Below are 16,264 nucleotides of genomic sequence, written 5' to 3' on the forward strand. Positions count from 1 at the left end.
GAGGTGTTTCGGGATCATCTCATTGAGAAATTGCTGATCGCCGACTTCGGTTCCGTATTGCCTGAGGTTCAGGTACCCGAGCATCCCTACCGACGTTCCGAAGCTGGCTCCGCCCCGCTCACCGACAGGGACGGTCTTCCTTGACGGCACCGATCCCGATCCGCTGACGCCGCAAACCAGCAACGATGTCAACCTCGCCCAGATCGGGCGCGCCATCATCCTCGGCGCGGTCTTCGGGGAGACCGGGACACAGGACGGGTTCTTCTACGGACCGATCGGGGAAGAGACCACTTCGTCGCCCTGCTACACGGTCGGTCATATCGTTATCCTCAGACCGTTCTGGAACAGGTTCATCGGTGACCTCCCGGAAGACCTCGGGAACTCGCCGGAATATTCGAAAGAACACCAGTTTCTCCCTTTTCCGGGACCTCCGAACGCTCCCGCTCAATCGAGAGTGAGAAGGCTCCGGTGAAGCGCCCTTGCCTGTGAGAAAAAAAGAGAGTTTCAGGGAGACTCGTAGGGGTTCCGGAGACCCTTGGGGGTTCCGTCCGCCTTGAGACCTATCGTCTTACGAGCGTCCACGTTCTTCTGGTTCTTCGTGATCTTCTCCGTGGCGAGCTTCTTTACGAGGTCGAGGCCGGGCTTGACCTCGCCGATAGGCTTCGTCTCGAAGTAACCGGCGGCGATGGCGCCGTCCCAGACCGTGTTGCCCTTCGTGCTCCGGACAAAGACCGTGCTCCAGCCGTCGGGGCTGCCCACGGAGCCGCTGGAGATGTCGGCGAGGTTCGCGACGTAGTCCAGGCAGACGTGGCAGCCGGGCTGCACGTACTTGTGGATCAACTTCAAGGGCATCTGGCTGACTGCACCGCGTTCGGTGTAGACCGTGAACTTGCCCTTGCCGATATCCATCTTCTTGACGGACTCCATCTTCTGGTTGCAGTGGTCCTCGACCATGGCCTCGAGCGCCTGGTAGGAGAGGTTCTCCATGCAGAAGATGCCGAGCGCGAGCGCGATCTTATCGTCGACGTCCCGCATGCCGATCGGGTAGACCTGGGCCTTCCGGGTCGCCTGCATCTGGCAGGGCGTCCCGACGATGCCGACTCTGTCGAGACCGTAGCTGCGGGTCGCCTCCTTGATCAGGTAGAGGTTCGGGCTGATGGTGTAGCGCGTTCCGGCGGCGGCCAGGAGTTCGGCCTTCGTGGTCGCGACCACGGGCTGGGGTCTCCAGGGCTCGTCGCTCTGGCCCGCGACGATGGCACCGTCGATGATGCCCTCTTCGAGCGCATAGGCAAAGAGCGTCGTGATGATGCCGCCGTCCTGGGACTTCTTCAGGATGTCCCTGTCGGTCGAACGCGCCGAGATTACGGACTTGTAGTTACCGAGTACGTCCATCTTTCTCACCTCACTGCATGGCTCCCTTGATGGCATCCATGATGCCCTCGTAGTTGTTCATGACGTCGAAGTTGAACCAGCTCCGCGGGCACTGCGCGTAGCAGGCACCGCACTTGATACAGAGGTCACGGTTCACGTTCGGTCTGCCGTACTCCATGGTGACGGCGCGAACCGGGCAGGTGCCGGCACAGGTTCCGCATCCCATGCAGAGCCCCTGGTTGATGACATCATACATCAGGTCGCAGCCGCAGGCTGTGTCGCCGCGCTGTGCAAGCTGCATCAGCGGCGTCAGGTAGGCGGTCGCGAGGTTCTTCTGCTCGTCGTTGCCCCGAAGCAGCAGGTAGGCCATGACGGCGACGTTCCTGACCGCCTGGGGGCACGGGGGACAGGACGGCAGGTAGAGGTCGACATCGACGACCTCGCTGATGGGCACAAACGCCTCCTGACCGGGCTGGTTCCACTGGCCGCCCCGGCAGAATCGCGTAATGTTGCCGTAGGCCGCGCAGGCGCCGTAGGCGACGAGCACCTTCGACTTCGCCCTCGCCTCTTTGAGTTCCTCTACCGAGAGTTTGTCATCAAGACAGCACGAACCCTCAACCAGGCATACGTCCATCGCAGGCACGTGGCGCACATCGACCAGTGTCAGCGCGTAGACCAGGTCCGCATAATCATCGAGCAGCTTGAAGAGACCCTCGTAGTTATCCGCAAGCGTCACGAGGCATCCCGTACATCCGCTCAGGTGTAATTCACCTATTGAAATCTTATCTGCCACAGGCTTTTCCTCCTTTTGTACAACTTCCACCTTTTCGTTTACAATCACATCAGAGGGCTTCACCGCGGGCTTCGTCGGCGGCTGGCTCGCCGCAGGCTTCACCGTGGGCTTATTCTCCAGGGGTCTCTCCGGTTTTTGCTCCGGTTGGTTTCCCGGCATCTTCGCCGGTTTCTCCTGATGACGCCCAAAGATGCGTTCCTTGATGGTTGATAGCAGCCCCATATTCTACCCCAATTTCCTCCAGTACGATTCGCACTGTTTTGGGAATGGCCCCCTCAACCTCCTCAGTGAGCCCCAGTTCAAACTCATGGCTCGCGACACGCTTCGGTTGGCATCCGATGATCGTGATATCGATGATGTCCTTTAATCGCTGCAGCGGCTCGGAAAGGTCCCATGAATGGGCATCCCGGTAGGCGCCCGGTGGCAGGTCTTCTGGCCGGAGTTTCGTCACATCACCGGGATTTGCGCCGAAATCGGCGATATCGATGATGATCAACTTCTTCACAGGCACCTCTGCATCTTCCATCAGCGTAAAAAGGAAGTGAGGGGCGCCAAGGCCGGCATCGATGACCTTGACGTTGTCGGGCAGTTGTAACTTCTGGAGTTCTTCTACGACTGCAGGGCCGAACCCATCGTCTCCATAGAGGGGATTGCCGCACCCTGCGATCACGATCTCACGGAATAGCATGCGTGTACGCTCACTGAATGAGTTTCTGGGCCACTAACCTCTTATCTTCGTCGATTACCAGCATGTGCGTCGCACAGGAGACGCAGGGGTCGTATCCACGCATGACGACTTCCGCGAGCCGCCAGGGTGCACCTGTCAGTGCACGGCTGCAGGTGGGGAAGTTCCATGTGGTCGGGACGAGCATCGAGAAGTACTGCACCCTGCCGTCCTTGACCTTGGCGAGGTGGACGTCGGTTCCACGGGGAGCCTCGTTCGCGGCCCATCCGAGAGATCCGTCACCCTGCGGGATAGTCTCCGCGAGCACCGATCCGGAGGTGTCGAGCGCGTCCAGCGCGTCGATGATGCCGTAAGCGGTCTCGGGGAACTCCATCTGGCGTGCGACCTGCAGGCCGATGGTGCCTTTCTCGTCGTAGTTCTTGAAGATGGCCTGGCGTGCACGTGGCCCAACCTCGACCGGCTGGCCGTCGTAGAGCGGGACGCCGGTGCAGGCCTCCATCTGGGGCCAGGCTTTGGTCCCTACAGGGGTGGTGCCGCCAACCGGGTAGTTCGGGTCGGCCTCGTCGATCTCTACCTCACCCATGTACCAGTCCCAGGGGCGGACTTCGGTGAACCGCTCAGGGAACCAGGCCGGGTTCTCATCCAGGCTCGAGCTGCCGTAGACCGGCGCGGTGGCCATGTAGCCCTGGTTGTGGTAGCCGAGGTCCTTCGGGATCGGGACTTCGACGCCGCCGACTTCAGCCCAGTCGCGCTTCTGGTAGTTCCGGAAGACCGCGATCATGAACTCCATCTGCTGCTGCGTGAGGACCCGTGCCTCCTTGGCGAGGTCGTAAATCTTCGCCTTCGCACGCGGGCTGATGCTTCTGTACATGCCCCCGACGCGGGGGTTGCTCGGGTGGATGGCCTCTCCGCCGACGATCTCGCCGATGGTCTGGGCAATCTCACGGATCCGCTGGATCCGGAGGGCAACACTCCTGACCGGCTCTTCCCTGGTGAACGGGTTGATCTTTGTGTCGGTCCCCGGGATGTACATGTCCGGGAGGGAGAGGATGTTATGCAGGGCGTGGCTGTGCATCCTGTTGGCACACTGCAGGATGTAACGCATAAGTTTCGCGTCGTCGGGGATCTCGCACCCAATCGACGCCTCCATCGCCTCAATGCCCGCCAGCGTATGTGCTATAGGGCAGATACCGCAGACGCGTGATGCGATCTTCGGGACCTGCTCCATCGTCTTGCCGATGGCGAGCTTCTCGATACCCCTCACCGGGGTGATGCTGAGCCAGTCTCCACGCTCGACGATGCCTTCATCGTTGACCTTCAGAACGAGCTTTGAGTGGCCTTCATGTCTCGTTGTTGGGGAAATCTCTACAACTTTCGACAAATATATCGCCTCATTCCGATATTATGGTGTTCTGAATACTATACCAGTGTTACCACACTATCTTGTACTGGAAACGTACGTGGGTACGTCAACATGGATTATGACGAAAACAGAGTTTATACCTTTCGTTTCAGTACATCCGAATGTATTACAAATCCTGTCGTTTGTAATATTTGCTGTTAAAATAGGTTAACTTATTATAATTGTTAAAAAATAATATTGGATCTATAGCGAGCCCTCATCCATCTCCGCGACGAGCTCCGCTATCGTCGCCTTACGCTCTGCGTAGGCGTTATGCTGGTGGATACTCTCCTCGTTCGTCTGTTTTATGGTGACCACGGAATCCCCGGGGAGATCCCGGAACTGCGCGATAACCTTGCGGGCCATTTCACGGACGCAGTCTTCAACGAACCTGGGGTTCTTGTGGGCTTCCATGACGACGTAACTCTCGTCGCCCCGCTTGAGAAGCTCGTAGATACGCGCACTCATGGAATCCTTCAAGATCTTGATGATCTTCTCGAGGCTGACGTGCTGGTCGTCATCGGTCTCGATGCAGAGGAAACCCCGTCCACGCTGGTTGTGCGTGGCCATCGGCACCTCCTCGAAGAACGCATCGATCTTATCCTCCGCCACGCCCAGGTTCTCAAGGACATGCAGGGCATGGTCCTTCATGATATTCTGGGCGCAGGGGCAGGCGGTCATCCCGGTCACTTCGGCACCGATGCTCTTTCGGATGATCGGGCTCCCATCGTTCCGCTGGGCGATCGCACTGGCATGGACGTTAACCACTTCATGACAACTGGTCTCGCTGATCGGTGTCTCCCGCCGGACCATGAACTTGCTCTGCATCCGGACCTCGGTTCGCTCCGCGTACTCGTGCCGGTCGAGGAGCTTGCGCGCGACCGCGCTGCAGAGTTCCTCGATCACCTTCACCTCTCCGTCGATGGCCTGTTGCAGCACGTCATCGATCACCTCGAAGTTCCGGGAAAGGTTTGCCCCTTTGAGGCTTCCCGGCAGGTCGACGAAGACGTCAAATTTGGAGATGAAAATGACCGGCCGCTTGCCGGGTCGGGCGACTTCAACGAGTTTTTGAACGTTTTTCACACCCACCCTGGTCAGATTGATACGGACCTCCGGCAGGCTGGACTGGACATCTGGCAGTTCCATTACAAATCCTCAATAAGTGTATAGGAGTAAGGTTTCTCTTCATTAACATTAAAATAACCCCTCGGGTAGCAGCGGTTCCTTGATATAATATTTATCTTGTTTGCTGCCTAACCGAGAATGAGAACCTATGGTGCAGAAATACTACGAGTCCGACGCAGACCCCCGCACCCTGGAAGGCAAGACCATTGCCGTCATCGGCTATGGCTCCCAGGGCCGCGGGCAGGCACTGAACCTGCGTGATTCCGGTTGTCAGGTCATCATCGGCCTGCGGCCCGGTAGCAGCTGGCAGAGAGCTTCCGAAGACGGTTTTGAGGTCTATTCCGTGACAGAAGCGGTGAAGCGTGCCGATATCGTCCAGATCCTCCTTCCCGACGAGAACCAGGCGGCAGTCTACCGCACCGAGATCAGCCCGAATATCAGAGAGAACGGCTGCCTGATGTTCTCGCACGGGTTCAACATTCACTATGGACAGATTGTCCCACCACCTACCGTCGACGTGGTCATGGTCGCCCCGAAGGGACCCGGCCACATGGTCCGGCGGACTTATGAGGAGGGGAAGGGTGTCCCGGCCCTCATCGCCATCCATCAGGACTACACGGGGAAGGCGCACGCCATCGCGCTCGCCTACGCCCGGGGGATCGGCGCGACCCGTGCGGTCGTGCTCGAGACGACGTTTGCGGAGGAGACCGAGACCGACCTCTTCGGTGAGCAGGCGGTCCTCTGCGGCGGGGTGACCTCGCTCATCAAGGCCGGGTTCGAGACCCTGGTGGACGCCGGATACGCGCCCGAGATGGCTTACCTCGAGGTCCTGCACGAGATGAAACTCATCGTCGACCTGATCTACGAGGGCGGGTTTACGAAGATGCGCGACTCGATCAGCAACACCGCCCAGTACGGCGACCTGACGCGCGGTCCCCGCGTCATTGGACCAGAGACCTATGCGGCGATGCAGGAGATTCTCGAGGAGATCCAGAACGGCGAGTTCGCGCGGGAGTGGATGCTTGAGAACATGGTGAACCGCCCGGTCTTCACCGCGCTGACGAGGGCGGATGAGGAGCACCTGATCGAGCAGGTGGGTAAGGAACTCCGCGGGTTCATGCCGCAGTTCAAGAAGTAACCCCTTTTTTCCCGGCCGATACCGGTTTATGCTCTCCGGCGCTACCCTCCGGTATGCCCGTCTGCATCATCTATCACTCGGAGACCGGCAACACCCGGACCGTGGCCGAACGGCTCGCCGCTGCGACCGGTGGCGACCTTGTAGAAGTACAGGACCTTGCGGGATACTCGAAGATCGGTATGTACCTCAAAGGCGCTCCAAGAGCCGTCCGGGGGAAGAAAGCCGATATCAAACCTTCTGTCATTGACGTCTCCGCCTACGACATCGTCGTCATCGGAAGCCCGGTCTGGGCCGGCAACCCGACACCCGCTGTCAACGCGGCCGTCGCCGCCTTGCGGGGGATCGAAGGAAAGACTGCGTTTGTCTTCTGCACATCGCGCGGGGCGCCGGGAAAGGCGCTCGAGACGATGCAGGCGCTGCTCGTAGACCGGGGCGCCGACGTCCGGGGCGGGGTCCCGTTCACCGAGCGGGACATGCGGAACGCCGGGGCGGTGGAAGCCCTGGCCGACCTCGTCCGGTTGCCGGTAAAAGAGAAGATAGTTCAGTAACGCATCTTCCGGGTCGTCGCGGTGAGCGCCGTCTCTAACTCATCCGGCGTGATGACGACGGTCCCGTCCCTCAGCCGGAGGGTGAGCGCGTCGCCGCCGACCGTGCCGATGGTCCGGTGCTCCACCCCGACGAGGGCCGACTCGTCCCTGACTGTGACCAGGAACCGGCCGTAGGTCTCGGAGAAGAGTTCTTCCATGGGGTCGCCGGCGAGGCTGACGTCCGATTGGGGCGCGACCTTCACGAGCGCCGCAAGGAGTCCGCCCCGGGAGAGGTCGGTCGCGGTCGTGACCCGGTTGCCCCGGACAAGGTCGCGGACGATGGCGACCGCGGCCGGGTCGGCCATCGCGGGTGCGGAGCCGCCGCACTCTGTCACGGCGTCGAGGACCGATCCCCCAAAGTCGGGCAACGTCCTCCCGATCAGGGCGAGGAGTTCGCCTTCGGCGGGCGCCGTCCACTCCCGGACTTCACCGCGCCCGACCATGCCGAGCGACGGCGTGGGCTTGATCTGCGTTCCAAACTCGTCGCTCTCGTTGTAGAGCGAGACGTTGCCGCCGACGATCGGGATCGCCATCTTCCGTGCTGCATCCCCGAGGCCGAGCACGCACTGCTCGATCTGCCAGAAGATCTCCGGGTGTTCGGGGCTTGCGAAGTTGAGGCAGTCGACGATGCAGAGCGGGTCGGCACCGAGGCAGGCGAGGTTGCTCGCGTTCTCGATGACGGCGTTCGCCGTCCCTTCGAAGGGTTTTAGGTAGATGTGCCGGGGGTTGCACCCGCAGGAGAGGACGAGGGCTTTATCTTCCAGGCGGAGGACGGCGGCGTCGTGGCGGAGCGAGACCGACCGGAGCTGGACGTCTCTGTCGTACTGCTCATAGACCCAGTCCTTGTTCGCCACGTCTGGATGCGCGAGGATCGCAAGCGCGAGATCCTTTACCGGCGTCTCCGGGCGGGCGAACGGTGTCTCCGCCGAGTAGGGCGATTTGTCCCAGGCACAGAGCGGCGCCCCGCCGACGAGCAGGTCTACGGGCAGGTCGGCAACGACCTCACCGTGGAACTTCACGATGTAGCGCGCATCAGCGATCACCTCGCCGATATCGCTCCACCGGAGATCGTACTTCTCCGCGATCGCCCCCATCCGGGCGACGTCCTCCGGGGCCACCTCGACGAGCATCCGCTCCTGGGACTCGGCGAGCATGATCTCCCGGGGGACCATCCCGGTCTCCCGGAGATGGACCCGGTCCGCGTAGATGACCGCTCCGAACGTGCTCGCCATCTCGCTCGACGCCCCGGCAAGCCCCGCCGCCCCGAGGTCGCGGCAGGAGAGGATCTTTCCGGTCTCGGCCATCTCGAGGATCGCGTCGATGAGGAGTTTCTCGGTGTAGGGATCGCCGACCTGGACGCTCGGCCGGTCGGCGGCCTCCGCATCCTCAGAGAGGTCCCGGGAAGCAAACGACGCTCCGCCGAGACCGTCCCGGCCGGTTGATGAGCCGATCAGGACCAGGTGGCTGCCCGGCACCTTCACCCGTGCGGTGATGTAGCGGCCGGGGTCCACGGTCCCGACGCAGACGACGTTCACGAGCGGGTTTCCGGAGTATGAGGGATCGAAGACGAGTTCGCCCCGGACGACCGGCACCCCGATGCAGTTGCCGTAGTCGCCGATGCCGGCGACGACGTGCTCGAAGAGGTAGCGGTTCTTCTCCGTATCAAGGGGCCCAAAATAAAGGGGGTCCATCAGGGCGATGGGGCGAGCGCCCATAGAGAGGATGTCGCGGACGATCCCGCCGACGCCGGTGGCGGCGCCGTCGTAGGGGTCCACGTAACTTGGATGGTTGTGGCTCTCCATCCCGATGGCGAGGGCACAGGTATCGCTGAACCGCACGATCGCGGCATCGTCCCCCGGCCCGAGCAGCACATCGTTCCCTTCCGTCGGTAGCGTCCGCAGGAGGGGTTTGGTGGACCGGTAACTGCAGTGTTCGCTCCAGAGATTTTCAAAGCAGGCAAGCTCGACGTCGGTCGCGTCGCGCCCGAGGGTTTTTCGCAGCAATGCAAGGTCCTGAGCCGATAACATACTGTAAAACTGGTGGGTTGCCTATCTACATAAGCGTGTGCAAGACGGGTGTGAGGTACTCACTTTTTGACGTGGCGCGACCAATAGTGGGGTATGACCCCGTCATATGAAGACCTTCTGAAGGAGGCGTATACCAATATCACTGAGCCGACGGAGTTTGAAGATCGGTTCACGGTTCCTGCCGTCCGCGCCTTCATCGAGGGGAAGACCACGGTCCTCGAGAACTTTGCCGAGATTGCGGGCATCCTCCGGCGCGAACAGGATCACCTGATGAAGCACCTCCTCGGTGAGCTCGGCACTGCCGGCAAGATCGAGGGGACGCGGGCTGTCTTCTCCGGGAAGTTCGAGCAGGAGCAGATCAACGCGATCATCCGGGGCTACGTCGAGGATTACGTCATCTGCTCGGAGTGTGGAAAACCTGATACCCGCCTGGTCAAGAGCGACCGGATCCTGACGCTCCGGTGCGACGCCTGCGGCGGCCACCGGCCGGTCAGGAAGCGCAGATCGACCGTAGACCCCTCTGCGGCGGCGAAACCGACCGAGGGTGCAATCATGGATGTCACCCCCCAGTTCCTCTCGAAGCGCGGTGACGGCGTGGTAAAGATAGACCGCTACACGATGTATGTCGCCAATGCTAAGCCGGGCCAGACCGTGAAGGTGAAGATCACCCGGATCGCCGGGACGATCATCTTCACCGAGCGTGCCGAGTAACCGGGGTCGGGTCTTTCCGGATCTCCACCCATAACCCCTCTTCTTCTTTCCGGATACGATAGAGAGCCACCCCGCTTGCCGCAAGTTCCCGGAGGAGCACCTCGGGGGTCGCCCACCCGCTCCTCCGGGCGACGTCGCGGTCCCAGTCAGGGTTCCGCCGCCGCATCTCGGTGAAGATGGTCTCGCGGAGCGCGGGAGTCCCGAAACTGCCGCCGATGAGCGCGACGCCGCCGGGCCGGAGAACCCGCTCGATCTCCTGGAATGCCCGCACCCGGTCCTTCCAGAAGAAGATCGAGCCGCGGCTGACTATGAGCGAGACGGTGTCGTCCCTGACCGGCATGCAGTGGACGTCGCCGGTGATTGGGGTTATCCGGTCTGCGCAGCCGTGTCCGGCGGCGGTCTCATGCGTGATCCGGGCCATGGCCGGGTCGGTGTCGAGCGCGATGACGGAGAGGCCGCTCTTCTCCGCAAGCGCTGCAGAGAGAAGGCCGGGACCGCTCCCGAGGTCCAGCGAGAGACCGTCCCGTATTCCTGACCACGTGAGCACCTGCTCTGCGATGACGGGGTAGATGGGGGCAAAGACTTCCCGGGCAATCCGGGTGAAGCCTTCAGCACTCTTCTTCATGGCCACCTTGTGTGGGTCCCCGCCCTATGTGGGTTCTCCCGCCTACGCGGTATCGAGAGCTTCCATCTGCCGGAGGAGTTCACCGGCGTAGCCGGAGAGCCGCTTTGCCGCATCGGTGACTGCAAGAAGAGGGGGCCGGCCATCGATCGTGGTGACGACCAGTTCGGGGTCCGAGAACTGGAATACCTGCCTGTGCTGCGCCACGTCTACCTTGGGATCGTTGAGGAGTTCAACGGCGAGCGCATTGATGTAGGTGTTGCCTTCGCCTTCAAAGAGGATCCGGGCCTTGTCGTCAGTCAGCTCCTGAAGTTTGAGTTTCATGGCCATATGCACCGTATGTTTGGTTTTGAGAGGGATTATAGGTATGGGTGAGAGCCCGGGACGGAAAAACCTGTTCCTTCCCCGCATCAGTAATTCAGGTACATGCCGGGCACAGCGGACCCGCCCTCGGACGCCTTCCAGACCGTTTCATCAACCGGACGAACCCGCCCGTCCGCAGTCACCCCGCCTGTCGCGGCATCTCGGGGTGCTGCGGCGGGTCGCTGGCAACCACCCGCCCCGAACCCCTACGGTTTATCACCCGCCGCTCCTAATACCTACGAACGAGAGGCTACACTATGGAGATCGCGTTCACCAAACTGCAAGGAAACGGTAACGACTTTATCCTGATCGACGAGCACAACAGCGAGGTCATCCCCGAAGAGATGAAAGGAGGATTCGCGGCGCTCTACTGCGACCGCAGGTTCGGCATCGGCGCCGACGGCATCCTCTTCCTCCAGGCGTCCGATAAAGCCGATGCCCGGATGCGGCTCTTCCAGCCCGACGAGAGCGAGGCGGCGATGTGCGGGAACGGCATCAGGTGTCTTGCGAAGTACGCCTACGACGCCGGCTACGTAAAAGAATCCTGCTCGGTCGAGACCGGGGCCGGGATCGTCCCGGTGATGATGGGCTACGCGGATGACGAGTTCACCGCGACCATCACCATGCCAACACCCGCGTTCGAGCGGAGCACCATTCCCGCCACCGGGAACGGGGAGTATAAAGAGGAGATCCGGGGGTTCACCGTCCATGCCGCGAACACCGGTGTCCCTCACGCCGTCGTCTTCGTGAAAGAGATCGGCGCCGTCGATATCGCCACCGTCGGCCCCGCGATCCGGAACCATCCCACCTTCGTTGAGGGTGCAAACGTCAACTTCGTTGAGGACGCCGGCAGTGACACGCTCCGTATCCGGACGTTCGAGCGCGGCGTCGAGGGCGAGACCGAGAGCTGCGGCACCGGCGCCACTGCGTCGGCAGCGGTCGCCCACCACCTCGGGAAAGTCGGGGAGACTGTAAAGGTGGAGACAAAAGGGGGTCCGCTCGTCATCCGCTTCGGAGAGGCCGTCACCATGGAAGGTCCCGCCGAGACGGTCTTTGCGGGCGTTATACCTTTCTGATCCCGTCCCCGGTGAGCACAAAATCAAACGAGAGCCCTTCCGGCCGGGACCGGTGCTTCCGGAGCATGGCCCGCCGGACGCTATCCTTCTTTTCGAGCCTCACGATGGCCTTTGAGATATGCTCAAGTGCCGTCCCTCCAAGGCCGGAGACCCGGTCGCGTTCCACATCCATAAAGATCTGGTTGGTGATCAGGACCGGTATATCGTATTTCTTCGCAAGCCCGAGGAGTTTGACCATATGGTGGGATAACTTGCGCAACGCCTCCCTTCCGAGGTCGAGTTCGGTCCGGTAGAGGGCGGTCGCCGAGTCCATCACCAGCAGGCCCACAGGGGCGTCTTCTCTCTTCCGGAGGAGCCCCTCCGCATCGGCGATCATCGCTCCCTGCTGGGCGAAGTCGATCGGCTCAAAGAGGTAGAGCCGGTCCGCAAACGCCCCGGCGTTCTCCCCGGCGATCTGGCTGAATCGCTCCACCGAGAACCCTTCGGTATCGATGTAGACGACCGAGTTCCCGGACCGGAGATTTGCCACCGCCGCCATCAGGCAGAGGGTGCTCTTGCCGCTCGCGGCCTCGCCGTAGATCTGGGTTATCGTCCGCCGCTCAAGCCCGCCGCCCAGCAGGTCGTCGAGGGCCTGGCTCCCCGTGCTGACCCGGTCCGACTTCATGGCGTGAGCACGCCCCGCTCGATGAACTGCGCCCGTGCAGCGGCCTCAATAGTCCCGGTGACCTCGCGGAGCGGGATCCCGAGTTCCCGGGCGCACGCCGCTGCCTGCTCATACTCCGCCTTGAACGAGGTGATCTTCCCCTCCGACCACCCGCACTTGACGTCGATCGTCCACTCTCTGTCCCGGAGTCTCACCGTGACCGGCTCGACCGTCCGCTCCGCGACCGCCCGGTGGACCATCGGGATACACCGTATACCAAGCGTCCCGAGTTCCCGGGCCATCACCCCCACGAGGCGGTCGGTCGTATCGGGATGGGAGACCACCCTGACAAGGTGGCCGCTCCGTCCCTTCTTCATCACGAGAGGGATGGCGCTTGCGTCCCGTGCCCCCTCCTCCATAAGGCGGCCGAGCGTGTAGGCGAGGGCTTCCCCGGTCACGTCGTCCACGTTCGTCTCAAGGATGTCGACCCGGTCGCCGTTGGTCTGCTCCTCTGCAGAGAGGAGCATCGACCGGAGGACGTTTGGTTTTCCCGCCGGGTTTCTGCTCCCGGCCCCATAGCCGACCGCCTTAATGCCCGTCGGGCCGAGGTCCTCCGGCCGGACCGTCGAGAACTCGGCGAGGAGAGCGGCCCCCGTCGGCGTGCAGAGCTCCCGCTCCTCGTTCCCGGTGACCGTCTGCAGGTCCGATGCGGCAAAGATCGCCACCGTTGCGGGAGCCGGGATGGGAAAGGTGCCGTGGGCACCTACTGCAAACCCCCGGCCGAGGGCGACCGGGCGGACGGCCACACCGTCGACGTCGAGGGAGTGGAGGGCGGTGCAGGCCCCGACCACGTCGGCGACGGCGTCGTCCGCACCCACCTCATGGAAGTGCGCCCCGGTCCCGTGGATGCTCTCTTCGGCCCGGTGTATACGGAGAAAGACCCGCCGGGCCATCTCCCGTGCGGGGGCAGGGGCATCGCTCCCGGCCACCCGGTCGAGCACTTCGGTAAGAGTGCGGTGGTCGACCGGGGCATGCGTCTTCACCTGGACGGCCCGGATGCCGGAGCGGTCTACCCGTTCAATTGTCGGTTCACCGACGACGGAGCGCATGGCTGCCCGGATGAGCCCCTCATCCGCACCCAGATCAAGGAGCGAACCGATGATCATGTCGCCTGCGGCCCCGTTGAACGGGTCGAAGAGAAGTATGTTCATGCGTCTCCAGTACTTATAAATCCCCGAAATATAAGAACTAGAGGTAATGCCCGAGATATACTTGAAAGTAGATAGCGCTTATCCGGAGGATCAGGGGGCGGGCAAGGCACGGCTTGACCCTGATACCATGCTGCAGCTCCGGCTCAGCCCCGGAGACCTTGTTGCTATCGAAGGGAAGCGTCGCACCGTGGCCAAGGTCTGGCGTGCCATGGTGAACGACTGGCACCAGGGGAAGGTCCGGATCGATAACTTCACCCGGCTCAACACCGGTGCCAGCATAGGGGACCGCATAAAGATAAAGACGCTGGACGAGGAGGTCGAGGCGAAACGGGTGGTGCTCGCGCCTCCCGAGGATCTCCCCAAGCAGCTCCCCATCAACTACAGCAGCGTCGTCAACAAACTGATCGACTTTCCCATCGTGAAGAACGACTCTGTGCCGATCCAGGCGGGGCTCCCGTTCATGCAGCCCCAGCTTGTCGCGTTCAAGGCCGTGGTGGTCGAGCCGGAGAACGCCGTGATCATAACCAAGAACACGAAGATCGAGTTCTCCGAGAAGCCCGCCGCCGGGTTTGAGGGTGTAAAGAGGATCAGCTATGAGGACATCGGCGGCCTGAAGGGTGAACTGCAACGTGTCCGCGAGACGATCGAACTCCCCATGCGTCACCCGGAGATCTTCCGGAAACTCGGGATCGAGCCCCCGAAGGGTGTTCTCCTCTACGGCCCGCCGGGGACCGGGAAGACCCTCATCGCAAAGGCGGTCGCAAGCGAGAGCGGAGCTCACTTCATCTCTATAGCGGGGCCGGAGGTGATCTCGAAGTACTACGGCGAGAGCGAGCAACGGCTCCGTGAGGTCTTCGAGGACGCCCGGCAGCATGCGCCCGCCATCATATTCATCGACGAGCTCGACTCCATCGCCCCCCGGCGCGAGGAAGTGACCGGGGAGGTCGAGCGGCGCGTGGTGGCCCAGCTCCTCACGATGATGGACGGGCTTGAGGAGCGGGGACAGGTCGTGGTGATCGGGGCCACGAACCGGCTCGACGCCATCGATCCTGCTCTCCGCCGTCCCGGAAGGTTTGATCGCGAGATCGAGATCGGGGTCCCGCCGGAGGACGACCGGATCCAGGTGCTCCATATCCACACCCGGGGTATGCCGCTTGCGGACGATGTAGACATCAACTTCATCGCCCAGCAGACCCACGGGTTCGTCGGGGCAGACCTCGCCGCTCTCGCCCGTGAGGCGGCGATCAAGGCGCTCCGGCGTTACCTCCCCGAGATCGACCTGGAAGCCGAGGAGATTCCCCAGGAGATCCTCGAAAAGATGGAGGTGCAGGGCAAGGACTTCCGCGACGCCCTCCGTGACGTGGGCCCGAGCGCCATGCGGGAGATCCTCCTTGAGGTGCCTCACACTACCTGGGAAGATGTGGGGGGCCTTGACGAGGCAAAGCAGGAGATCCGCGAGGCGGTGGAGTACCCGCTCACCCGGCGGGACCAGTTCGAGGATCTCGGGATCGAGCCCCCGAAGGGCGTTCTCCTCTACGGCCCGCCGGGGACCGGAAAGACCCTTATCGCAAAGGCGATCGCGAGCGAGACCGGGGCGAACTTCGTCCCCGTGAAGGGTCCCCAGCTCCTCTCGAAGTGGGTGGGCGAGAGCGAGCGGGCGGTCCGCGAGATCTTCAAGAAGGCCCGGCAGGTGGCGCCGTCCATTATCTTCTTCGACGAGTTGGACGCTCTCGCCCCCGCCCGGGGAGGCGGCTCCGAGTCGCACGTGATCGAGAGCGTTCTAAACCAGATTCTCACGGAGATCGACGGCCTCGAGGAGCTCCGGGGCGTGGTGGTGATGGGTGCGACGAACCGGCCGGATATGGTCGACCCGGCACTGCTCCGGCCCGGAAGGTTCGACCGGCTCGTCTACATAGGCGAGCCCGGGCGGGATGACCGGGAGAAGATCCTCGCGATTCACACCCGCTACATGCCGATCGAGGGTTCTACGATCGAAGATCTCGTGGAGATGACCGAGGGGCTCTCGGAGAACGAGCTCGAGGACCTTGTCCTGGCCGTCGGGGCCAACCGGCGCGTGAGCGCCGAAGACGTAAGGAGCCACCGTGCCGCGATGGTGGTGAGCAGCGACGAGGGGCTCCCACGCTACCTCCGGAGGAGGAAGATCGTCGACCTCTTCTCCCAGCAGAAGGTGACCCTCGACGACCCCGTACGGGACCGGCTCATCAAAAAGATTGCCACCGGAGTTGAGGGGTTTGTCGGGTCGGACCTTGAGGCGCTCGGCCGGGAAGCAGCCATGCTTGCGATGCGGGAGGGCGCCCCCATCGTGAACCCGTCACACTTCGACCGGGCGCAGGAGAAGGTGCACGCGACGATGAACGAGCGGCTGCGGCAATATTACCAGAAGGTGCAGCAGCACTTCAAGGGTGGGCTGCCGAAAGATATCCAGCCGCCGGAATACCAGTGAGCGGGAATCCGGGGGTATCCCCGGAGAACTGTTTTTATGCGGCGGC

Annotated in this window: 15 protein-coding genes; 5 read left to right on the top strand and 10 right to left on the bottom strand. The window is 62.3% G+C overall.

What is annotated here, in order from left to right:
* Positions 1–504 precede the first annotated feature (504 nt).
* The 5 genes from frhB to mptA all read right to left on the bottom strand — a co-directional run bounded on the left by frhB (position 505) and on the right by mptA (position 5,397).
* On the bottom strand, positions 505–1,392 hold the full coding sequence (gene frhB / locus BP846_RS07175) for a coenzyme F420 hydrogenase subunit beta (protein WP_292393862.1): 888 nt from the start codon (positions 1,390–1,392) through the stop codon (positions 505–507).
* A 10-nt stretch (positions 1,393–1,402) separates the two neighbouring features.
* Entirely contained in the window at positions 1,403–2,164 is a 762-nt protein-coding gene (frhG, locus tag BP846_RS07180; protein WP_292393865.1) for a coenzyme F420 hydrogenase subunit gamma, read from the bottom strand.
* 109 nt (positions 2,165–2,273) lie between these two features.
* The gene (frhD, locus tag BP846_RS07185) at positions 2,274–2,852 is read right to left on the bottom strand and encodes a coenzyme F420-reducing hydrogenase, FrhD protein (RefSeq protein WP_292393867.1); all 579 of its coding nucleotides are present in this window, start codon (positions 2,850–2,852) and stop codon (positions 2,274–2,276) included.
* A 10-nt stretch (positions 2,853–2,862) separates the two neighbouring features.
* Positions 2,863–4,230 (bottom strand): coenzyme F420 hydrogenase subunit alpha, encoded by a 1,368-nt coding sequence (frhA, locus tag BP846_RS07190; RefSeq protein ID WP_292393869.1) that lies wholly within the window; start codon positions 4,228–4,230, stop codon positions 2,863–2,865.
* A 225-nt stretch (positions 4,231–4,455) separates the two neighbouring features.
* Positions 4,456–5,397 carry a GTP cyclohydrolase MptA gene (mptA, locus tag BP846_RS07195; protein WP_292393871.1) on the bottom strand — a complete coding sequence of 314 codons (942 nt, stop codon included), beginning with the start codon at positions 5,395–5,397 and terminating at the stop codon, positions 4,456–4,458.
* 127 nt (positions 5,398–5,524) lie between these two features.
* Between mptA and ilvC the strand changes: the two genes are divergently transcribed.
* Entirely contained in the window at positions 5,525–6,514 is a 990-nt protein-coding gene (gene ilvC, locus BP846_RS07200) for a ketol-acid reductoisomerase (protein WP_292393872.1), read from the top strand.
* A 53-nt stretch (positions 6,515–6,567) separates the two neighbouring features.
* On the top strand, positions 6,568–7,062 hold the full coding sequence (locus BP846_RS07205; protein WP_292393874.1) for a flavodoxin family protein: 495 nt from the start codon (positions 6,568–6,570) through the stop codon (positions 7,060–7,062).
* On the opposite strand, the gene purL is transcribed toward BP846_RS07205, so the two are convergent.
* The gene (purL, locus tag BP846_RS07210; protein WP_292393876.1) at positions 7,056–9,128 is read right to left on the bottom strand and encodes a phosphoribosylformylglycinamidine synthase subunit PurL; all 2,073 of its coding nucleotides are present in this window, start codon (positions 9,126–9,128) and stop codon (positions 7,056–7,058) included. The two genes, BP846_RS07205 and purL, sit on opposite strands and share 7 nt — an antisense overlap.
* A 93-nt stretch (positions 9,129–9,221) precedes the next feature.
* Between purL and BP846_RS07215 the strand changes: the two genes are divergently transcribed.
* Positions 9,222–9,839: a translation initiation factor IF-2 subunit beta gene (locus BP846_RS07215; protein ID WP_292393878.1), complete on the top strand. Its 618-nt coding sequence runs from the start codon at positions 9,222–9,224 to the stop codon at positions 9,837–9,839.
* Here BP846_RS07215 and BP846_RS07220 read toward each other — a convergent pair.
* Positions 9,820–10,464: a class I SAM-dependent methyltransferase gene (locus BP846_RS07220; RefSeq protein ID WP_292393880.1), complete on the bottom strand. Its 645-nt coding sequence runs from the start codon at positions 10,462–10,464 to the stop codon at positions 9,820–9,822. The genes BP846_RS07215 and BP846_RS07220 overlap by 20 nt on opposite strands.
* Before the next feature lie 42 nt (positions 10,465–10,506).
* Positions 10,507–10,785 carry a DNA-directed RNA polymerase subunit L gene (locus tag BP846_RS07225; RefSeq protein ID WP_292393883.1) on the bottom strand — a complete coding sequence of 93 codons (279 nt, stop codon included), beginning with the start codon at positions 10,783–10,785 and terminating at the stop codon, positions 10,507–10,509.
* Between the two features lie 296 nt (positions 10,786–11,081).
* On the opposite strand from BP846_RS07225, the gene dapF reads away from it, so the two are divergent.
* Positions 11,082–11,900 (top strand): diaminopimelate epimerase, encoded by an 819-nt coding sequence (dapF, locus tag BP846_RS07230; RefSeq protein ID WP_292393885.1) that lies wholly within the window; start codon positions 11,082–11,084, stop codon positions 11,898–11,900.
* On the opposite strand, the gene radB is transcribed toward dapF, so the two are convergent.
* Together radB and larC are read right to left on the bottom strand one after the other, a co-directional pair.
* Positions 11,887–12,564 carry a DNA repair and recombination protein RadB gene (gene radB, locus BP846_RS07235; RefSeq protein ID WP_292393887.1) on the bottom strand — a complete coding sequence of 226 codons (678 nt, stop codon included), beginning with the start codon at positions 12,562–12,564 and terminating at the stop codon, positions 11,887–11,889. The genes dapF and radB overlap by 14 nt on opposite strands.
* Positions 12,561–13,754 (bottom strand): nickel pincer cofactor biosynthesis protein LarC, encoded by a 1,194-nt coding sequence (gene larC, locus BP846_RS07240; protein ID WP_292393889.1) that lies wholly within the window; start codon positions 13,752–13,754, stop codon positions 12,561–12,563. Before larC ends, radB begins: the two co-directional genes overlap by 4 nt.
* Positions 13,755–13,800: 46 nt before the next feature.
* On the opposite strand from larC, the gene BP846_RS07245 reads away from it, so the two are divergent.
* Positions 13,801–16,218 (top strand): CDC48 family AAA ATPase, encoded by a 2,418-nt coding sequence (locus BP846_RS07245; RefSeq protein ID WP_292393890.1) that lies wholly within the window; start codon positions 13,801–13,803, stop codon positions 16,216–16,218.
* Positions 16,219–16,264 lie beyond the last annotated feature (46 nt).

This window comes from Methanoculleus sp. UBA303 (assembly GCA_002501655.1).
Classification (GTDB): domain Archaea; phylum Halobacteriota; class Methanomicrobia; order Methanomicrobiales; family Methanoculleaceae; genus Methanoculleus.

What these genes read in the sequence shown, in the direction of transcription:
- frhB (WP_292393862.1), bottom strand. Translation starts at nt 1,392, where the DNA reads ATGGACGTACTCGGTAACTACAAGTCCGTAATCTCGGCGCGTTCGACC.
- frhD (WP_292393867.1), bottom strand. Translation starts at nt 2,852, where the DNA reads ATGCTATTCCGTGAGATCGTGATCGCAGGGTGCGGCAATCCCCTCTAT.
- mptA (WP_292393871.1), bottom strand. Translation starts at nt 5,397, where the DNA reads ATGGAACTGCCAGATGTCCAGTCCAGCCTGCCGGAGGTCCGTATCAAT.
- ilvC (WP_292393872.1), top strand. Translation starts at nt 5,525, where the DNA reads ATGGTGCAGAAATACTACGAGTCCGACGCAGACCCCCGCACCCTGGAA.
- BP846_RS07205 (WP_292393874.1), top strand. Translation starts at nt 6,568, where the DNA reads ATGCCCGTCTGCATCATCTATCACTCGGAGACCGGCAACACCCGGACC.
- purL (WP_292393876.1), bottom strand. Translation starts at nt 9,128, where the DNA reads ATGTTATCGGCTCAGGACCTTGCATTGCTGCGAAAAACCCTCGGGCGC.
- BP846_RS07215 (WP_292393878.1), top strand. Translation starts at nt 9,222, where the DNA reads ATGACCCCGTCATATGAAGACCTTCTGAAGGAGGCGTATACCAATATC.
- BP846_RS07220 (WP_292393880.1), bottom strand. Translation starts at nt 10,464, where the DNA reads ATGAAGAAGAGTGCTGAAGGCTTCACCCGGATTGCCCGGGAAGTCTTT.
- BP846_RS07225 (WP_292393883.1), bottom strand. Translation starts at nt 10,785, where the DNA reads ATGAAACTCAAACTTCAGGAGCTGACTGACGACAAGGCCCGGATCCTC.
- dapF (WP_292393885.1), top strand. Translation starts at nt 11,082, where the DNA reads ATGGAGATCGCGTTCACCAAACTGCAAGGAAACGGTAACGACTTTATC.
- radB (WP_292393887.1), bottom strand. Translation starts at nt 12,564, where the DNA reads ATGAAGTCGGACCGGGTCAGCACGGGGAGCCAGGCCCTCGACGACCTG.
- larC (WP_292393889.1), bottom strand. Translation starts at nt 13,754, where the DNA reads ATGAACATACTTCTCTTCGACCCGTTCAACGGGGCCGCAGGCGACATG.
- BP846_RS07245 (WP_292393890.1), top strand. Translation starts at nt 13,801, where the DNA reads ATGCCCGAGATATACTTGAAAGTAGATAGCGCTTATCCGGAGGATCAG.